At 69.0% G+C, this 18,293-nt stretch carries 15 protein-coding genes and 1 pseudogene; 6 read left to right on the top strand and 10 right to left on the bottom strand.

Annotated features, from left to right (window positions below; translation table 11 throughout):
* Window positions 1-6: 6 nt before the first annotated feature.
* Window positions 7-1,055 (top strand): annotated as a pseudogene (locus C8D87_RS49015) (aminotransferase class I/II-fold pyridoxal phosphate-dependent enzyme).
* 5 nt (window positions 1,056-1,060) lie between these two features.
* On the opposite strand, the gene der reads toward C8D87_RS49015, so the two are convergent.
* The 10 genes from der to C8D87_RS42610 form a co-directional block, all read right to left on the bottom strand.
* A complete protein-coding gene (gene der, locus C8D87_RS42655; RefSeq protein ID WP_109638907.1) occupies window positions 1,061-2,482 on the bottom strand; it encodes a ribosome biogenesis GTPase Der in 1,422 nt (473 codons plus the stop codon).
* Window positions 2,479-3,111 (bottom strand): lysophospholipid acyltransferase family protein, encoded by a 633-nt coding sequence (locus C8D87_RS42650; RefSeq protein ID WP_109638908.1) that lies wholly within the window; start codon window positions 3,109-3,111, stop codon window positions 2,479-2,481. The genes der and C8D87_RS42650 overlap by 4 nt, the downstream gene beginning before the upstream one ends.
* Complete coding sequence (cmk, locus tag C8D87_RS42645) at window positions 3,108-3,794, bottom strand: (d)CMP kinase (RefSeq protein WP_170155116.1); 687 nt, start codon at window positions 3,792-3,794, stop codon at window positions 3,108-3,110. Before cmk ends, C8D87_RS42650 begins: the two co-directional genes overlap by 4 nt.
* Window positions 3,795-3,891: 97 nt before the next feature.
* Window positions 3,892-4,602 (bottom strand): hypothetical protein, encoded by a 711-nt coding sequence (locus tag C8D87_RS42640; RefSeq protein ID WP_109638910.1) that lies wholly within the window; start codon window positions 4,600-4,602, stop codon window positions 3,892-3,894.
* A 22-nt stretch (window positions 4,603-4,624) separates the two neighbouring features.
* The gene (locus tag C8D87_RS42635) at window positions 4,625-10,687 is read right to left on the bottom strand and encodes an RHS repeat-associated core domain-containing protein (RefSeq protein WP_170166790.1); all 6,063 of its coding nucleotides are present in this window, start codon (window positions 10,685-10,687) and stop codon (window positions 4,625-4,627) included.
* A gap of 202 nt (window positions 10,688-10,889) precedes the next feature.
* The gene (gene aroH / locus C8D87_RS42630) at window positions 10,890-11,252 is read right to left on the bottom strand and encodes a chorismate mutase (RefSeq protein WP_109638912.1); all 363 of its coding nucleotides are present in this window, start codon (window positions 11,250-11,252) and stop codon (window positions 10,890-10,892) included.
* A gap of 179 nt (window positions 11,253-11,431) precedes the next feature.
* A complete protein-coding gene (locus C8D87_RS42625) occupies window positions 11,432-11,752 on the bottom strand; it encodes an STAS domain-containing protein (protein ID WP_109638913.1) in 321 nt (106 codons plus the stop codon).
* A gap of 8 nt (window positions 11,753-11,760) precedes the next feature.
* Window positions 11,761-12,507, bottom strand: a complete 747-nt coding sequence (locus tag C8D87_RS42620) for an ATP-binding protein (protein ID WP_146772068.1) — start codon at window positions 12,505-12,507, stop codon at window positions 11,761-11,763.
* Window positions 12,507-13,397 (bottom strand): hypothetical protein, encoded by an 891-nt coding sequence (locus C8D87_RS42615; protein ID WP_109638915.1) that lies wholly within the window; start codon window positions 13,395-13,397, stop codon window positions 12,507-12,509. Before C8D87_RS42615 ends, C8D87_RS42620 begins: the two co-directional genes overlap by 1 nt.
* Window positions 13,398-13,514: 117 nt before the next feature.
* Window positions 13,515-14,618, bottom strand: a complete 1,104-nt coding sequence (locus tag C8D87_RS42610; RefSeq protein ID WP_109638916.1) for a DUF1015 family protein — start codon at window positions 14,616-14,618, stop codon at window positions 13,515-13,517.
* An 18-nt stretch (window positions 14,619-14,636) separates the two neighbouring features.
* Between C8D87_RS42610 and C8D87_RS42605 the strand changes: the two genes are divergently transcribed.
* From C8D87_RS42605 to C8D87_RS42585, 5 genes are all read left to right on the top strand, one after another.
* Complete coding sequence (locus tag C8D87_RS42605; RefSeq protein WP_170155110.1) at window positions 14,637-15,110, top strand: cation:proton antiporter regulatory subunit; 474 nt, start codon at window positions 14,637-14,639, stop codon at window positions 15,108-15,110.
* A 26-nt stretch (window positions 15,111-15,136) separates the two neighbouring features.
* Window positions 15,137-16,288, top strand: coding sequence for a cation:proton antiporter (locus tag C8D87_RS42600; RefSeq protein WP_407656978.1), 1,152 nt, complete (start codon window positions 15,137-15,139; stop codon window positions 16,286-16,288).
* A 64-nt stretch (window positions 16,289-16,352) separates the two neighbouring features.
* Window positions 16,353-17,510, top strand: a complete 1,158-nt coding sequence (locus C8D87_RS42595; protein WP_112232145.1) for a S8 family peptidase — start codon at window positions 16,353-16,355, stop codon at window positions 17,508-17,510.
* On the top strand, window positions 17,507-17,728 hold the full coding sequence (locus C8D87_RS42590) for a hypothetical protein (RefSeq protein WP_233442551.1): 222 nt from the start codon (window positions 17,507-17,509) through the stop codon (window positions 17,726-17,728). The genes C8D87_RS42595 and C8D87_RS42590 overlap by 4 nt, the downstream gene beginning before the upstream one ends.
* Before the next feature lie 93 nt (window positions 17,729-17,821).
* The gene (locus tag C8D87_RS42585; RefSeq protein WP_233439931.1) at window positions 17,822-18,259 is read left to right on the top strand and encodes a DUF6319 family protein; all 438 of its coding nucleotides are present in this window, start codon (window positions 17,822-17,824) and stop codon (window positions 18,257-18,259) included.
* Window positions 18,260-18,293 lie beyond the last annotated feature (34 nt).

The raw sequence follows: 18,293 nt of genomic DNA, 5'->3' as shown, positions 1-18,293 counted from the left end.
CTGCTCATGTTCGGCTCGTGCGACTACCTCGGCCTCTCCCAGGAGCCTGCGCTCAAACAGGCCGCGATCGACGCGATCCACGAGTTCGGCACGAACACCTACGGCGCGCAACTGCTCTGCGGCCGCACCCGGCTGCACGACGGCATCGAGGCGAAGCTCAAGACGTTGTCCGGCAAGGAGTCCGCGATCCTCTTCCCGTCCGGAATGGCCGCGAACCTCGCCGTGATCTCCACCATCGCCTCCGCGGAGGACGTCATCCTCTGCGACCGCACCGCCCACATCTCGATCTACATGGGCAGCTGGTTGTCCGGTGCCGAGCTGCGCACGTTCCCGCACAACAACGTGAAGAAGCTGGAAACCTGCTGCGCAAGGAGAAGGACAAGCGCCGCCGGGTGATCCTGGTCGACGGCCTGTACAGCGCTGACGGGGACTTCGCGCCGCTGGACGAGATCACCGCACTCGCCGGGGAACACGACGCGCTGGTCGTCGTGGACGAGGCGCACTCGTTCGGCGCGATCGGACCGAACGGGCTGGGCGTGGCCGACCACTTCGGGGTGCTGGACCGGGTGCACGCCGTGGTCGGCACGATGAGCAAGGCGCTCGGCAGCGTCGGCGGGTTCGTCCTCACCGGCAAGGGGCTCGAACGCGAGCTGCGCTACCTCGCTCCGAGCTACACCAGCTCACGCGGCAGCGCGCCCGGCGTCGCGGGCGCGAGCCTCGCGTCGCTCCAGCTCGTCGAGGAACACGGCGGCGACCTGCGCGCCAGGCTCGACCACAACGTCAGGTTCGTCATCGACGGCCTCACCGAGGCCGGGCTGAACCTGATGCGCACGACCAGCCACATCGTCCCGGTGCTGGTCGGTGACGAGCACAAGACCGTGGCCGTCTCGAACTGGCTGATGGACCACGGGATCTTCGTCGGAACGTTCGTGCACCCGCACGTGCCGTCAGGAGAAGGCAGGCTGCGGATCGGCGTGACCAGCACGCACACTCAGGCCGAATGTGCGTTGCTGGTCGAACGGCTCACCGAAGCGAGGAACAAGTTCTCGCTCTGACCAGCTCACCTCTTGGCGGCGCCCGACTTCTTCTTCTCGCGGACGCGGACCGAGATGCGGACCGGGCTGCCCTGGAAGCCGAACTCCTCGCGGAGCTTGCGCTCGATGAACCGGCGGTAGCCCGCCTCGAGGAAACCGGTCGTGAACAGCACGAACGTCGGCGGGCGGGTCGAGGCCTGGGTCGCGAACAGCACCTTGGGCTGCTTGCCGCCGCGCACGGGGGGCGGCGTGGCGGCGATCAGGTCCGACAGCCACTGGTTCAGGCGGCCGGTCGGAACCCGGGTGTCCCACGAGTTCAGGGCCGTGCGCAGCGCCGGGGCCAGCTTGTGCACCGAGCGGCCGGTCAGGGCCGAGATGTTGACCTTGTCCGCCCACGGCACTCGCACGAGGCCGCGTTCGAGCTCGCGGATCATCTCGTTGCGGCGGTCCTCGTCGACCAGGTCCCACTTGTTGAACGCCAGCACGCACGCGCGGCCCGACTCGACGACCATCGTCAGCACGCGGAGGTCCTGCTCGGACAACGGCTCGTGCGCGTCAAGCAGCACGATCGCGACCTCGGCGGTCTCGATCGCCGACTTGGTGCGCAGCGAGGCGTAGTACTCGGCGCCGCTCTCGAACTTCACCCGCTTGCGCAGGCCGGCGGTGTCGACGAAGCGCCACACCTCGCCGTCGAGCTCGACCAGCGAGTCGACGGGGTCGACGGTGGTGCCCGCGACCGAGTCGACGACCGAGCGCTGCTCACCGGTCAGGCGGTTCAGCAGCGACGACTTGCCGACGTTCGGCTTGCCGACCAGTGCCACGCGCCGGGGACCACCGCTGCGTGCCCCGAAGTCGTCACGCGGCGTCTCGGGCAGCTTCGCGAGGATCACGTCGAGCAGGTCGCCGGAGCCGCGGCCGTGCAGGCCGGACACCGGGACCGGCTCGCCGAGGCCCAGCGACCACAGCGACGCGACGTCGGCCATGAGCCGGTCGTCGTCCACCTTGGACGCGCACAGGATCACCGGCTTCTTGGACCGGCGCAGCACCTTCGCGACGGCCTCTTCCGTGGTCGTCGCGCCCACCGTCGCGTCCACGACCACGAGGATCACGTCCGCCGTCGCCATCGCGAGCTCCGCCTGCGCGGCCACCGCGGCCTGCAGGCCCACCGCGTCCGGCTCCCAGCCGCCCGTGTCGACCACGGTGAACTTGCGGCCGTTCCACAACGCGTCGTACGCCACGCGGTCACGCGTCACGCCCGGCACGTCCTGCACCACGGCCTCTCGCCGGCCGATGATGCGGTTGACCAGCGTGGACTTGCCGACGTTCGGCCGCCCCACCACCGCGAGCACCGGCTGCGGCGGCGAAGAGTCCTCACCGTCGGAGCCGTCGAGGTCGTCGAAGGCTGACCAGTCGGCCTCGTCCTCCCAGGTGCCGTCCAGGTCCGTCATCGTCTTCCCTCACTCATACGAAGTCCATCGAGTTCGGCGACCAGTGTCGCCAGGCGGTCGCGCACCTGCTCGGTGGCAACGCCGAGTGCGGCCTTCCCCTTCCCGTCCGGGAGGTGGAACGGCTCACCGATCATCACGTCGACGTGGGGCCGCCAGCCCTTGGCCTGGTACGTCCCGCGGCACGCGACCGGCAGCACCACCGCGCCGCCGACCCGCGCCAGCCACGCCGCGCCGTTCTGCGCCGAAGCCACGTCGCCCTCACCGCGCGTGCCCTCGGGAAAGATCCCGATCACGCCACCGGCCTTGAGCACGGACAACGCGCTGGTCAGCGCCGTGCGATCGGCTTCTCCCCGTTTGACGGGAATCTGGCCGATCTTGCGCAGCAGGTTGCCCACGACACCTTTGAACATCTCCTGCTTGATCAGGAACGTCACGCGCCGGGGCACGACACCGAACAGGATCGGTCCATCAGCCATCGAGCTGTGGTTGGCGACGACGACCACGCCGCCGCTCAAGGGTACGCGGTCGCGGCCGTGCACCCGAATCCGGAACTGCCAGGCGTACGGAACGCGCGCGATCCACCGTCCAAAGTCGAACAGCCACCCGACGGTGCCCTCGGGCACGCTCACCCGGTCACCCTCAGCCCGCGCCGTTCGACGAGGTCGAGCAACGCGTCCACGGTGCCCGCGAGGTCGAGGTCGGTCGTGTCCACCTCGACGGCGTCCGCCGCGGCCTTCAACGGCGACACCGCTCGCGACGAGTCGTAGTTGTCGCGCCGCTGCACGTCCTTCAGCACGGCGTCCAAAGTGGACTCACGTCCGGCCGCGCTGTCCTGCTTGGTCCGCCGCCGCGCCCGCGCGTCCTCCGACGCGGTCAGGTACACCTTCAACGGCGCGTCGGGCGACACGACGGTGCCGATGTCCCGCCCCTCGACGACGATGCCACCGACGTTGTCGACGGCATCCGCGATGATCGCCCGCTGCTGCGCCACGAGCAGCTCCCGCACGTGCGCGGTCGCCGACACCGGCGACACGGCCAGCGTCACCTCTGGCCCGCGGATCTCCACGGACACGTCGTCACCGTCCAGCGTGATTCCGGGCTTCTCCGGGTCGGTGCCGACCACGAGCTTCGCGCCGTCCGCGATCTCGGCGACCTTCCCCGGGTCCGTCGGATCGACCCCGGCGCGCAGCACCGCCACCGTGATCGCCCGGTACATCGAGCCGGTGTCGAGGTAGCGCGCGTCCAGCGCCATCGCGAGGCGCTTCGCGACGGTGGACTTGCCGGTGCCGGCCGGTCCGTCGAGTGCAACCACACCGCGCAACTGACCCTGGCCCACCACAGCTCCCTCCGAGATCCCCACGGTGCTCCATTGTGCCTGGTGCGGGCGCTCACACCAGCAGGGGCCTCGGCTAACGGAGAAATCCCGGAAGATCATCGGGCGAGAATCCCTCTGGAACGACCGCGGAGTAACGCTTCCAGGGAATCTCCGGATGGCTGTCGATCACTTCGTCAATCGACGCCGGCATCAAAACCGACACCGAAACGTCGAACAACTCCCCCTTCGGCTGAGTCAAATCGCTCACGCTCTCCGAAACCTGGAGCAGCGCATCCGATCCGACAAACATCCGGGAATCCATCGACGGACACGGCAACACCGGCAGCGGAAGAGCGCGATAGCCGGAAACGACCCCGGACAACCGCTCCGCCGGGACGCCGTGCGCGTAGCACTGGTTCGAGGCCCCGATCGCGGTCTCCAGCACGGTCACGTGGAGGAGGAACTCGGACAGGGACTCACCGGCCGGCACCCAGTCCGAGTCCACCTCCCTGCCGAACACCGGAGGATCGTCCCCGGAAAGGGACGCACCCCATTCCCAGGAACCCGGCCCGTCCACCCAGAAGATCAGCTTTCCGTCCTCTGCCACGAGCTCCGGAGGGTCCAGTGGCCCGCTGACCGCACAGATGTCGGCGGACCACCGGGAGGTGAGCTCGAACCAGGCCCTCAGCCGCGCCGGCACCCGCACATCCGCAGGCAGGGGGCGAGCCGGCAGATCCGGCTCGCCGTACCATCGCCTCAGGAACTTTTCGACACTGTCTTCGGATATCGAAAGCAGTTCTTCCACGCCGTCATTATGCACCGGCCGCCTAGTTGGCGTTACCGATGAAAGGACCCCTCCCGACAGGATTTCCGTTCATGTACACCCACATGCGCACGCCTTCCGGGAGCATGTCCTCGAGGTTCTCGAAGCACCCTCGAGGCCCTTGGCACATCTGCCCCTTGGCGTTCTGGACGTAGAGAACCGCATTCCTGATCCCCGGATTGCTCCTCAAGAACGCCGCGGCATGCGTCTCGACGTGGTCCTGGTTCTGTTTGGTCCGCCCAGGAAGGCTTTTGACCAGCTCGGAGTGACCCCCGGGACCGCTTGAGATCGGGAACTGCTCCGTGCCGACGTCGAGAATGCCCGTGGACCTCCGGTCGCGGTCCTTCGGCAGTTTGGCCGCCTCGTCCGCGAGGTTCGTGCCACAGTTGTGCACCAGCAACGGGGTCGAACCGGCGAGCGCGTAGTACGTGCTGGTGCCGTTGATCGTCAGGTCGTACGTGCGTTGCGACGCCGTGTAGGCGCGCACCGCCCCGATCTGCACGAACGTCCCGGCGGCGGTCTTGAGCAGATCGCCGGCGCGAAGGTCGCCCGCGTCGACCCAGCGTCCCGCGGTCACCGACCAGAACGGGTGGTTGTCCGTCGCCGTGATCGTGGACTTCGAACCGTCCTCCGCGACCACCGTGATGTCCACATAGGACTTGTCGTGGTCGGTGCGGATCGTGAAGTACACCTGCTGCGCAGCGGACTTGCCGGACTTCTCGTCGGCCGACACGACCGTGTCGCCGGACTGGACCTCCTCGATCGGCTTGGTCGTGCCGTCCGCGAGCAGCACCCGCGTACCCGCCGGGAAGCTGTGCTTGCCGCCGGTCGGACACGTCTCGGGTTTCTTCTTGGTGGCCGCTTTCGCCTTGGCCGCCGCGGCTTTGGCACGTTCAGCGGCCTGGGCGGCGGCCTTGCGAGCCGCTTCCTCCGCCGCGGCACGGGCCTTCGCCGCCTTCTCCGCCGCAGCCTTCGCGGCTGCCGCGGCCGCCGCCTTCGCCGCCTCTGCCGCCTTCTCCGCGCCCTGGATGATGGCGCGCGCCCACTTCAGCTCCTGGAAGAAGGTGACGACGGCCTTGCCGGCCTTGAAGATCGCCGCGATGATCTTCGGCGCCTTGAAGATCTTGCCCCACGGCAGCGCGCCCACGACCAGCGACACGCACGCGCCCAGGTTGCCCTTGAGGCAGTTCATCAGGTCGTTGATCCCCAGGAACTCCATGAGGATCTGACCACCGGCCTCCAGAATCACGTCGAGGACGCTCTTGCTCTGGATCTGCTGGGCCTTCGCCACGTCCTCAGGGCTCGGACCGGTCGGCTCGGTGGCACCGTTCTCCAGCGTCGTGCCACCACCGCCGCCCGCGTCGACCACCGCACCGGTCGGGTCGGTGAACGCCATCGGGTTGTTCTCCGCGTAGGCGTAGGCGGAGATCGCCGGGCCCGGCTGCGGCATCGGGTCGGTGGAGGTGAACCGGCCGGTGTCCGGGTTGTAGTTGCGGGCCCGCAGGTAGTAGTTGCCCTCACCGGAGCTGGAGTCCTGGTACTGGCCGGTGAACTGCAACGGGTTCGCCGGGCCCTCTGGCTTGCCGGGCGTCAGGGTCGGGCCCTGACGCGGGTTGCCGAACGGGTCGTAGTCGTAGCCCGCCAGCGGTTTGCCGTCCGGCGACAGCATGTTCGCGATGCCGCCGAGCCAGTCGTGCGTGTAGGAGTGCACTCCCGCCGCCGGATCGATCAATGCCAGCGGCTCGTCGTCCGGGCCGTAGGCGAAGGCACGTTTCTCGACCACGCCACCGGAAGCATTGGTGGTGGTGTCCAGCGCGATCTGCGGCAGCGTGCCGTTGACGTCCCACGCCCAGCGCTTGGTGTGCTCACCGCTGGTGCCGGCGAGCCGCAGACCCGTCGCGTCGTAGGAGAACGTCGTCTGCTGACCGCCGGCGTTCGTGGCCGTGGCGAGCGAGCTGTCCAGGTTGTAGGTGAACTTCTCCTTGCCCGCCTTGGTCTGGTTGCCGTTGAGGTCGTAGCCGTACTCCGTGGTCGTCGGGCTGCCACCACGCGGATCGAAGATCTTCTTCGTGAGCTGGTTCGCCGCGTCGTAGTGGTAACGGGTGACGTCGTCGCCCGCGGTGCCCGACCTCTTCTGCGACAGGCGGTTGCCGACCAGGTCGTACTGGTAGTCGATCCGGCCCGCCGACGGCGTGTGCTTGCCGCAGTCCGCCGCCGCGTAGCACGCCGACGTCACGCGGTCCGCCTCGTCGTAGGCGTACGCGACGGTCTCGGTCACGCCACCGCGAGTGGTGTCGACCTTCGTCGGGTTGCCGACAGGGTCCAGCGTCAACTGGTACCGCGACACCGGATCCTGCACGTCCGGACGCGCCGGACCGACGCGCTCGGTACCGATGCTCGTGAGCCGGCCCGCGTCGTCGTACGTGCGGTTCTCCGCCAGCCCCGTGGCGCCGGGCAGCGTCGTGCGGATCCGCCGTCCGGCCACGTCGTAGCCGAAGTTCCACGTCGCACCCGCCGCCGTCACGCTGGTGACCCGGCCGTCCTTGTCGTAGTCCGACGTGACCCGTGTGCCGTCCGGGTACTCGCGGCTGGTGATGTCGCCGCGGACGTCGTACTCGTAGTTGAACGTCTCGGTGCGGCCGCCCGCTTCGCGACGCACGACCTTCTTGATCTGGTCCTCGTCGTCGTAGGTGACCTCACGGACGCCCAACGGGTCGCCATAGGACGTGACACGGTCTTTGGCGTCGTAACCCCACGTGTAGACAGGGCCGCCACTGCCCAGCGCACGGCGTTCGCGCCGGTTCACGATGTCGTAGGTATTGACGATCGTGCGCTTGGCCCGTTCCTCGTCGGAGATGTGCTCGCCCTGCCGGCGGGTCATCATCGTGACGAGGTTGGACTCGGCGTCGTAACCCGCTTCGGCCTTGCGTCCCAACGGGTCCACCGAGCTCACCGGGCGGCCGGCGCGGTCGTAGTCCAGGCGCGTGGTGTGCAGTTTCGGGTCCCGCACCGACTTCAGCAGACCGTCCTCGTAGTAGTCGTAGACGGTGGCGTTGATGTCCGGCGCGAGCGGGAAGTACTGCGCATCCGCCTGATGGATGCTGTGGACCTGGTCGTCCTCCCGGTAGCGGTAGCGGGTCGTGTGGTTGTTGGCGTCGGTGACCGAGGTCATCCGGTTGTTGGCGTCCCAGGTCGTCGTCGTGGCCTGGTCGAGCGCGTTGATCACCTTGACCCGGTTGCCCGCCAGGTCGTACTCGAGGTGGGAGGTGAACCTCTCCTTGTCCGCACCGGGCACGTTGCCGCGCGGCTCGGTGGTCGCGACCAGCAGGCCGTCGTCGCTGTACTCCCACGTCGTCTTGCCGCCGGACGCGTCGGTGCGGCTGGTCTTGTTGCCCGCCTCGTCGTAGGTGAACGTCGAGGAGTTGCCGCCCGCGTCGGACTGCGACGTCTGCCGCCCGTTGCGGTCGTAGCCCATCTTGATCTCACGGCCGAGCGTGTCCGTCGCCGACGTGACCTGACCGTTGTTGTCGCGCCGGTTGGACGACGTCTTGTTGAACTCGTCCACAGTGGACGTCGTGCGGTCGAGCTCGTCGACCTTGATGTCGCGGTGCACGACCTGGCCGCCCGGATACGGCCGGGACATGCGGACCAGGTTGTCGTTCGCGTCGTAGCGGTACGTGGTGGTGAAGTCCGCCGGGTTCGCGCCGGGCACGTTGCCGCGCGCCGACGTGGTCGACTGCAGCAGACCCTTGGCGTTGTACTTGTACGACGTGACGAGGTCGGGACCGTCGCCGCGCATCTCGGTCCGCACGGCCGCGCGCCGGCCCGCGTTGGTGTAGGTGATCGACATGGTCCTGCGCGGGTCGGTCACCGCGTCGAGGCGGCCGTTGTCGAGGTAGCGGTTCCTGACCTCGAGGCCCTCGGGGTTGATCGTCGCCCGGACCCGGCCCACCTCGTCGTAGAACGTGCGGTACGAGTTGTGCTTTCCGGGTTCCTGCACCTCGACGGTGCGGTCCAGCTCGTCGTAGCTCGTCTTCGTGGTGTAGTCCCAGCGGTTCGCGCCGGGGACCGTGCCGCGCGGGTCGGTTTCCGCGACGCGGCGGCCGGTCTTGTCGTAGCCGAGCTCGGAACGCCTGCCCTCCGGCGAGACGACGGCGGCGAGCAGACCCGAGTTCGGCTGTCCGGCGGCGAAGTACTCGTACTTCGTCACCTTGCCGCGCTGATCGGTCTGACTGATGCGCAGCCCGCGTTCGTCATAGGCGTAGGTGATCGAGTGGTTCTCCGCGTCCGTGCTGCGGATCAGCTCGTTGAACTCGTTGTACGTGTTCTTCCAGACGTTTCCGTTCGCGTCGGTGAACTCGATCGGGTTGTTGCGCGCGTCGTACTTGGTCTTCTCGTCGAACGCCATCGGCTGCGGCGCACGACGGGTGACCGGATTGCCGTTCAGGTCGTAGAGCGACTCGTGCTGGTTGTGGTTGCCGTTGACGACCAACGCGCGGTTCAACGACTTGTCGTAGCGGTGGTTGTCCGTGTCACCAGCACCACGACGCGTGTAGAGCAGCACGTTGCCGCGGTATCCGTCACGGACGATCACGCCGTCCGCGTCGGTCGTGGTCGACTCCTGCGTCTCGCCGTTCCACGCGAACGACGTGGCGTTGCCCAACGCGTCGAGCTGCTTCGTGACACGGCCGTCGGCGCCGTATTCGTTGCGCACCAAGATGATCCGCTTGTGGTCCTGCGGGCTGTGCACCTCGGTCAACCGGCCGTCGGCACCGTAGCCGTACTTCCACTTGAAGCCGCGCGCGTCCTTGAACGCCTTCAGGCGTCCGGCATCGTCGTAGTCGTAGAACGTCTTGCGGTGGTCGGGCAGCTGGATCCAGCGGATCCGCTCGTTCTCGACGCGCACCTTCACCACGCGACCGGACGGGTCGGTGATCTCGACGCCCTCACCGGTGTACGCGAGCTTCGTCGCGACACCGCGCGGCGTGCGGATCGCGATCAGCCTGCCCTGGCCGTCGAACTCGTGGACGATCTGCGTGAGGGTGACCAGCTCCCAGCCGGTCGCGGTCTTGCGCAGCGTCGACCGCACGCCCGGCGGACGCTGGAAACCGCCGCCGTCCGCGTTCTTGTAGAGCACCTGCGCGCCGTCGTCCGCGAGCACCAGAGCGCCCTGGTCGGTCGGCGTCACGCGCATGTTGTACGACCAGGCCCAGCCAGGCCCGAACGGCCCGGGAATCGTGAGGCTGGACGAGTACACGCGGTTCGATGCGAACGGGATGCCGAACGATGCCATCGCCAGGTCCGGTTCGAGCCTGCTGTACGCGCCGGTCGCGGTGTTGACGCCGTCACCGCGGAACGCCGGCCGCGCGCCGGTGCTGCTCAGCGCCGCACCGCACCCGCACCCGGACACCTGCTCGATCGGAAGAGGATCCGGCAGCTCCGTCGTGCGCGGCCTGCTGTTCGGGCTCGGCGCCGACACGAGCTCGCCACCCTCGTCGAGCAGCGCGGCGATCGTGATGAAGTAGTCCTTCTCGCGGTCCAGCACCCAGCCGTCAGCCGCGCCGAACGAGCGGCAGAACTGCCGCACAGCTCCACATCGGACGTTCAGTTCGGACCGCGGCAGCGTGGTCGAGGCCTGCTCGGTCCCGCTCTGCGCGTCGAACACCCGCACGCGCCAGGACTGCCACGGCCGCGGGTCGTCCTTCACGTCGAAGTAGGCCACCAGCGAGGTGTCGCCGAGCACGAAACCCGAGCGCAGGTCGACGTTCGCGAAGACCTCGTCGGCCTCCGCCCTGACCTGTGCGAGTCTCGCCCGGTCCACCTTGGCCGGTGCGCCACCGGCCTTCAGTCCGGCCGGGACGACCGGTGGCCACTTGTCCGGCGGCACGGCCTCGTCCGGCCGCGCGGACGCGGGCTCGGGCCGATCGACCGGACCGGCACCCGCGGTGACACCGGGCGCGGCCCCTGCCGCCGGCCCGTACGTCACGGCCTGGAGCAGGCTCGCGCCCACCACCACGACACAGCTCAGCGCTAACAGGCGCGCACGGCGCGCCGCTCGAACCCCCACAGTTCCCCCTGCCCCCAAGGTTTCCGCCCGTTCGCGTCAACGCCGGCCACGACTTCCCCCAGGTGGCCCAGAACAATGCGCGATACGAATCAGACGGCGGCTTCGCCTCCTTCCTATCGGTCTTCAGGCAGGAGCAAAACACCCATTCGGGCGAGTTCGAAAATTCCAGGTTGCACAGAAACTCGGGGTTTTCCCGAAATGATCAGTGATTCAGATCGGTGCGAAGTGCGGCCGCTCCGCGCAGATACACGTGCTTCACCGACGACCGCGGCAGGTCCGTCTCGACGTGGGCGAGCAAGCGGATCACGCGGGGCATCGAGCCGGGCACCGCGATCTCGGTGGCGGACAGCAGCGGCACGTCCGAGAGCCCCGCCTGGCGCGCGGCGTAGGCCGGGAACTCGGACGTGAGGTCGGGTGTGGCGGTGAGAACGACGCTGATCAGGTCGTCCGGCGACAGGGCGTTGCGGTCCAGCACCTCGCGCACAAGCTCGGCCGTGGCCTCCAGCAGCAGGTCACGCGAGTCCGCGTCGATCTGCGTCGCTCCCCTGATCGCTCGCACCGCCATACGCCCGACCCTAGCGCGGTACGACCTCGTACGCCCGCAGCGCCGTGTGTGTCACCGGGACGCTTTACGTTTGCCGTCGTCGCACGAAACGTCGACCCGCGGCACGCAAAAATTCGGCCGTAATCGCCCGACGCGCGCACGATTAGCAACGGCAGTGCGGTGCGTGTGCCGATCAAGACTCATCGGCCGACGACGATGTTGGGAAACCGCACGGTGAGATCGAGCAGGTTCACGACGTAGCCGGCCCACCCGCCACCGAGCAGCACCAGCCGCCGCTCCCCCAGCGCCGTCGCTGTCTCGATCAGCACGTGCAGGCCGCTCGACCCGATGAACGTCAACGCGCTGAAGTCGATCACGACGTCCCCCGCCCCGTCCCCCGACGCGCACGCCAGTGCCAGTTCCGACTTCAGCAACTCACTGGTGTTGAGGTCGACCTCGCCGACGAGCGTCACCACCGCACCGTGGCGACGTACCTCCAGCAGGCCTGGCTCGGGTTCCATCGTGCGCCTCACGAATCGGGAGACAGCAGGTCGCGCACCGCCGCGAGCACACGCAGCGGGTGCGCCGGCTTCGGTAGGCAAGCATCGGCGACGTGAGCGGCCGGCGCGATCGCCGAAACGGCTACAACCGGCACTCCGAACGCCCGCGCGACAGCCGCGAACCGTGTCCCCTCACCATGAGACGTCAGGAGGTCGACGACCGCCAGCGCCGGCGGGTTCCGCAGCGCCGCGTCGGCGGCCTCGATCGTCGTCACGAGCGTCGCGTCGTAGCCCTCGGCGTGCAGGAACGCCGCCAGCGCCTGGCCGGAGAACCTGTCGCCGTCCACGAGGAGCACGCGCGGGCGTCCCGGTGGCGCGGGCATGTCCGGGACGATTGCGCGCGACCAGACCCGCACGAGCGCTCGCACGACGGTGCCGGGCCAGGTCGGTTTGCCGGGCCGCACCTGGACCTCGTCGGCGATGCCGAACAGCAGCCGCAGCCCCAGCGGCCGCGCCGGCGACCCGGCTTCGAGGTCGAACACGCCGTCGTCCTCGATGGTCAGCAACACCGCGTGGTCGCGCGGTTCCCACGTCACTCCGACGACGGACGCTCCCCCGCGCCGCACCGCGTTGTCCGCCGCCTCGGACACCGCGAGCAGCACGTCCCGCGCGTCGTCGCCGTTCAGCCCGGACTCACCGGCGAGATCACGCACGAAAGCCCGGATCTCGGGCAGGGAGCCCGGGACCGCCGGAAACCAGCGGGTCCGCGCGCTCATCACGCCGCGTGCGACGGAGCCGCCAGCAAAGGCGTGATCAGCTCCCTCAGCCTGGTCGCACGGCGTCTGCCCGCTTCGGCGTGCAGCGGTTCGAGCTTCTTGCGCGTACGTGCGGACATGATGTCTCCGGACTGCGTGACGGCCAGAGCTGCGACCGCCGCCGCCTCGTCCGCATCTCCCTCCACGAGGTGGTTGAGCGACAACGCGATGAGAGCGAACGTCCTGCTGCGGGCCATGTCATCGCGATAGCCCGCCACGGCGTGCCCCAGCGACGTGATCGCCGGTCGCGCGAAGCTCACGTCCACCGTGCGCGAGAGAGACGTGTAGACGGCACCCGTGATGCCCGCGAGGTCGTGCACGTCGAAGAACGCCGCCCACGGTTCCGCACTGTCCACATCTGCCCGTGCGAACTCGTCGTGCGCACGCCCCAGCGACGCCAGTGCGGGTACGCGCTGTCCCAGGTCGGCATGACACCACGCCTGGTTCGCGGCGAGGATCGCGTTCGTGTGGTGGTTCGTACCGACGAGCCCGGCCAGCCGGAACATGCCGAGCGCCTCGGCGGGTCCACCGTGGTGCAGGTGGACCCGCCCCATCCGGTACCGGATGTTCGCCACCAGGTCCTCGTCCTGGGCGAAGTCCAGGGCGAGGAGGAAGTGGCGGTGCGCGGACCCGCCGAGCCCGGCGTCGAAGGCGGTCCATCCCGCGAGCGCGTGCAGTTCCGCGATGGCCGCGCGGAACTCACGACGCACCGCGGCACTCGCCGAATGCGCGAACGCCTTGTCACACCACGACAAAAGCGCCTGCACCTGAGTACGGCACGACCCGCCGCCGTAGCGGTAGTCGACCGCCCGCAACGCGGCCGTCATCGCCCTCAGGTGCCTGACGTGCACAAGTCCGACCTTGCAATGAGGCGGTGGCAACGAGGGCGACGCGTCCTGATGCATTGCCTGAGTTTGTTCGCCGGGCCGACCGTCCGACAGGGCCGAACGAATCCGCCCGGCAGGGCCCTACGGATGAGCCAGATCGGCGAGCAGCAGGCCACTGCGCGGCTTGGGCGTGAAGTAGGTGCTCTTGCGCGGCATCTTCGTGCCCGCCAGCACTTCTTCCACGGGAACGGGCGCGATGAGCAGCACCGCGTCGGCCTCGACCGACGGGTCGACGACAGGCCGCACGCACGGACTCTCGGGGTCCAGTCCCAGCGCCTCGTGCAGCAACAGCGACTCCACGACGGCGTGGTCGATCCCTTGTCCCGCAGGAAGTTCGACCCGCAACACCTCGTCGGCGCAGCGCACCACCACCACGCCGGGTTCCGGCTCGACGACGTAGGGCAACGACGACACCGTCAGACCGACCCGTTTCCACGCCGTCACCAGATCGGACGCGCCCAACCCGGTGCCCACGAGCGCACGGTGGATCGGCCCGACCCGCAGCCCCGGCCCCGACGTGACGAGCGCCAGCAGACCTGACAGTCCCGCCGACCGCGCCGCCGCCACGCGGTGGTTGCCGTCCGCCACGAGCAACGGATGCGCGCCCGCCGCTTCGAGGAACGCGTCCTGCAGCTCGCCCGGCCCGACGAGCCACACCCAGTGCCTGCGCCCGCCGGAGTCCACAAGCGACACCGCAGGCTCGCCGGTCATCCCGAGCACGAGTGACGTCAGCCCGTCGTGAGGCGTGATCGGGATGAGCATCGCGGCGCTCGTGGCGGTGCCGAGCGAGGCCAGCACCTGACCGCGCTCGGCGACCACGTCCGGGTAGACGTCCTCGGTGTGCGCGATCGCGTCCGGGTCGACCAGGCACAACACCCCGCACGCCGTCCCGTCCGGTCCGTCCACCCGGTACGGCGCGACGACGTCGGTCACCTCGCGGTACGCCCGCCGGACCAGCACCGCGAGCTCGGCGCGGGCGTGCGGCAACGCGTCCAGCAGGCCCGTCCCGGCGGCCAGCGCGGCCGGCGTGCGGTGCGGGTGCTGCACGCCCAGCAACGTGCCGTGCGGCGCCCTGGCGAGCGCCCCGATCACCTGACCGGGTTCGGCGAACTCGTCGACGTCAGGGCCGGGCACGCGGTCACGCACCACCCACCCGCGTCGCACCGGGCGTACTCGCAGAGTCATCCAAGTATCATGATCTGTGTGAACGTAGAGATCACGCCTTTGCCGGGAATCGGTACGCGCCAGGACTTCATGATCCGCGCCGGTCGTCGCGTCGGTGTGATCACATACCGGGACGGCCGGTTCGAGCTCATCCTCTCGAAGGCGTCGGATCCCGACTCCTGTGCCGCGTCGATACCCCTCTCACCGGAAGAGGCGAACACGCTCGCGGGCCTGCTCGGCGCCCCGCAGCTCGTCGCGCACCTGCGGGAGGAGACGCGCGGCATCAGCGGCATCACGACCCGTCAGCTGCCGGTCACCGCGTTCGCGAACCACACGCTCGGTGAGACCGCTCTGCGCACGAGGACCGGTGCGTCCATCGTGGCCGTCGTGCGCTCGGGCAACGCGCATCCGTCGCCCGGCCCCGACTTCATCTTCGAGAACGGCGACCTCGCTGTCGTCGTCGGCACCGCGGAAGGCCTCGACGCCGCCGCTGAGATCCTCCACGGCGGTTAATCACAGTGCACGAGACAACTATCGCCATGATCCAGCTTGGCGCGGTGTTCTTCGGCCTCGGCCTGCTCGGCCGCGTCGCCAGGCGGATCGGCATCTCGCCGATCCCGCTCTACCTGATCGGTGGTCTCGCGTTCGGCTCCGGCGGTTTCGTGCCATTGCACGGCATCGAGGAGTTCACCCATCTCGCCAGTGAGATCGGCGTGGTGCTGCTGCTCCTGCTGCTGGGGCTCGAGTACTCGGCGTCCGAGCTCACGACCGGGCTGAAGAAGTCCTGGATGGCCGGTGTCCTCGACCTCGTGCTCAACGCGGCCCCCGGCGCGATCGCGGCACTGCTGCTCGGCTGGGGCACCGTGGGCGCGCTGGCGATGGCCGGCGTCACCTACATCTCCTCGTCCGGCATCGTCGCCAAGGTGCTCGGCGACCTGGGCCGGCTGGGCAACCGCGAGACACCGGTCGTGCTGTCCGTGCTGGTCTTCGAAGACCTCGCGATGGCCGTGTACCTGCCGGTCCTCACGGCCGTGCTGGCGGGCGTGAGCTTCGTCGGCGGGCTCACGTCGGTCGGCATCTCCTTGCTGGCCATCACCGTGGTTCTGGTGGTGGCGCTGAAGTACGGCCGGTTCATCTCGGCCATTGTGGACAGTCCCGACCACGAGGTGTTCCTGCTGAAGCTCCTCGGCTCTGCGTTGCTCGTGGCCGGTGTCGCCTCCCAGCTGCAGGTGTCGGCGGCGGTCGGCGCGTTCCTGCTCGGCATCGCGATCTCCGGCTCGACGGCCGAGAACGCGACGCGCCTCCTCGAACCCCTGCGCGACCTGTTCGCGGCGATGTTCTTCGTCGTGTTCGGACTGAACACCGACCCGCGCTCGATTCCACCTGTTCTTGGAATCGCCGTCGCGCTGGCCGCCGTCACCACCCTCACGAAGGTCGTCACCGGCTGGTGGGCGGCACGCAGGCAGGGCATCGGCAAGATGGGCCGCATGCGTGCGGGCGCCGCCCTGGTGGCCCGTGGCGAGTTCTCCATCGTCATCGCGGGCCTCGCCGTTGCGTCCGGTCAGGTGAACGGTGACCTGGCAGCTCTCGCAACCGCCTACGTACTGCTGATGGCGATCCTGGGGCCGATCGCGGCCAAGTACGTTGAGCCGATCGGGGAATTCTTCCAGCGGAGAAGGCAGATGGCCTGAAACACGAGCCCCTGGATGACGACTCTCTTATGTAGGGCTACAGGAGAGTAGGGGGCGAACCGTCATGACCGAACCCGCGGAAGTGGAGACCACCGGCCGGTACCTGGTACTGCTGCAGGAAGACGCCATCGAGGAGGGGGTGGCCGAGCTCGGGGCGATCGCCGGGTTCGACCCGAACACCGGCGAACTCGGCTCCGACACCTTGGAGGTGTTCCCGGAGCTGGGCGTCGCGGTGGTGTCCGGAGACCCGAACCTGCTGGCCGAGCTGAACGGCGCCGCCGACCGGCCCGGCCCTGTGCAGATCGTCGAACCGGAACGCGTCGTGCACGTGTTCGACGCGGCTCCGGCGGAGGAGCCCGAGGCCGTGGCCGTTGACGAGTCCGTGCTGACCTGGGGTCTGCAGGCCGTCGGCGCCGACGTCAGCACGGCCACCGGCAGGGGCATCAAGCTCGCCGTCCTCGACACGGGCTGGGAGAAGAACCACCCGGACTTCGTCGGCCGCGCGATCACCACCAAGTCCTTCATCACCGGCGAGGACGTGCAGGACGGCCACGGCCACGGCACGCACTGCATCGGCACCTCTGCGGGCCCGCGCAAGCCGTCGACCCTCCCCGGCTACGGCGTGGCGCACGAGGCCGAGATCTTCGCGGGCAAGGTCCTGTCCAACGCGGGCTCCGGCTCCGACGGCGGCATCCTCGCGGGCATCGACTGGGCGGTCTCCAACGGCTGCGCGATCATCTCGATGTCCCTGGGCGCCGACGTCCCGGCAGGCACCCCGTACTCGCAGATCTACGAGACCGTGGCCCAGCGCGCCATGGCCAAGGGCACCCTGATCATCGCCGCGGCGGGCAACGCCTCCATGCGCCCCGCCCGCATCGCCCCGGTCGGCCACCCCGCACGCTGCCCGTCCATCATCGCCGTGGCCGCGATCGACGTGAACCGGGCCATCGCGTCCTTCTCGTCCGGCAGCGCCGACAGGATCGGCCAGATCGACGTCTGCGCCCCCGGCGTCGACGTGTACTCGTCCTTCAAACTGCCGGAGAAGTACCGCCGCCTGCGCGGCACGTCCATGGCCACCCCGCACGTCTCGGGCATCGCGGCCCTGATCGCGGAGAAGACCGGCGCCAGAGGCTTCGAGCTGTGGGCCCGCCTGGCCGGCACCGCACTCCGCCTCCCCCTGCCGTCCACCGACATCGGCAGCGGGCTAGTCCAGGCACCATGACAGCTTCGGTGGACCAGGTGATGGTCTCCGTGACCGAAGGCAGCCTCCCGCGGGTCCTCGACGACCTGCGGGAGGCCGGCCTGGTCGTGGACACGGTCCTGGAGGCCCTGGGCGTGGTGACCGGCACGGCGGAAGTCAGGGCGATCCCGTCCCTGCAAGCGGTACCCGGCGTCATCGACGTGGAGCGGCAGTGGCGCGTGCAGCTCCCGCCGTACTGACTAGGCTCTGCGCTGACCCCATTCACTTCTGATCGAACACGTGTTCTAGACTGTGCGCGGGGTCACGTCGTTGCGCAGAGAGGAAACCTGATCGTGTCGGACACGCTCACCGAGGTGCAGGCAGTCGAGGAGACCGTCGTGGAGGAGACTCCGACGCCGGCCCCCGAGGCCGAGGCCACGAAGCCGGTCGAGGCTCCGAAGGCCGAGGCTCCCAAGGCTGAAAAGCCGAAGGCGGCCCGCCCCAAGAGCACGGCGAAGAAGACCCGCACCGTCGAGCTCACGCTCACGGTGACCGGTACCGCCGAGGGCGAATGGCAGGCCGACCTGGTCCACGGCACGCAGCGAGTCGTGTCGGGCCTGGTCATCCCGGCCATCGCCGTCGCCAAGGCGGCCAAGGAGCTGCACGAGGACATCGCGGAGGGCATCGAAACGGTGCTCGAGGCGGCGCGCGACCAGCACCGCACCCGCATGGAGGAGCTGGAAGCCGAGCTGGCCAGGGTGAAGGCCCAGCTGGCTGAGCTTTCCGAGTAGTACGAAGCAGGAGGGGGCGATCCACCGTGGTGGA

This window comes from Lentzea atacamensis (assembly GCF_003269295.1).
Lineage (GTDB): Bacteria > Actinomycetota > Actinomycetes > Mycobacteriales > Pseudonocardiaceae > Lentzea > Lentzea atacamensis.
This window is presented reverse-complemented; position numbering and strand designations above follow the sequence as displayed.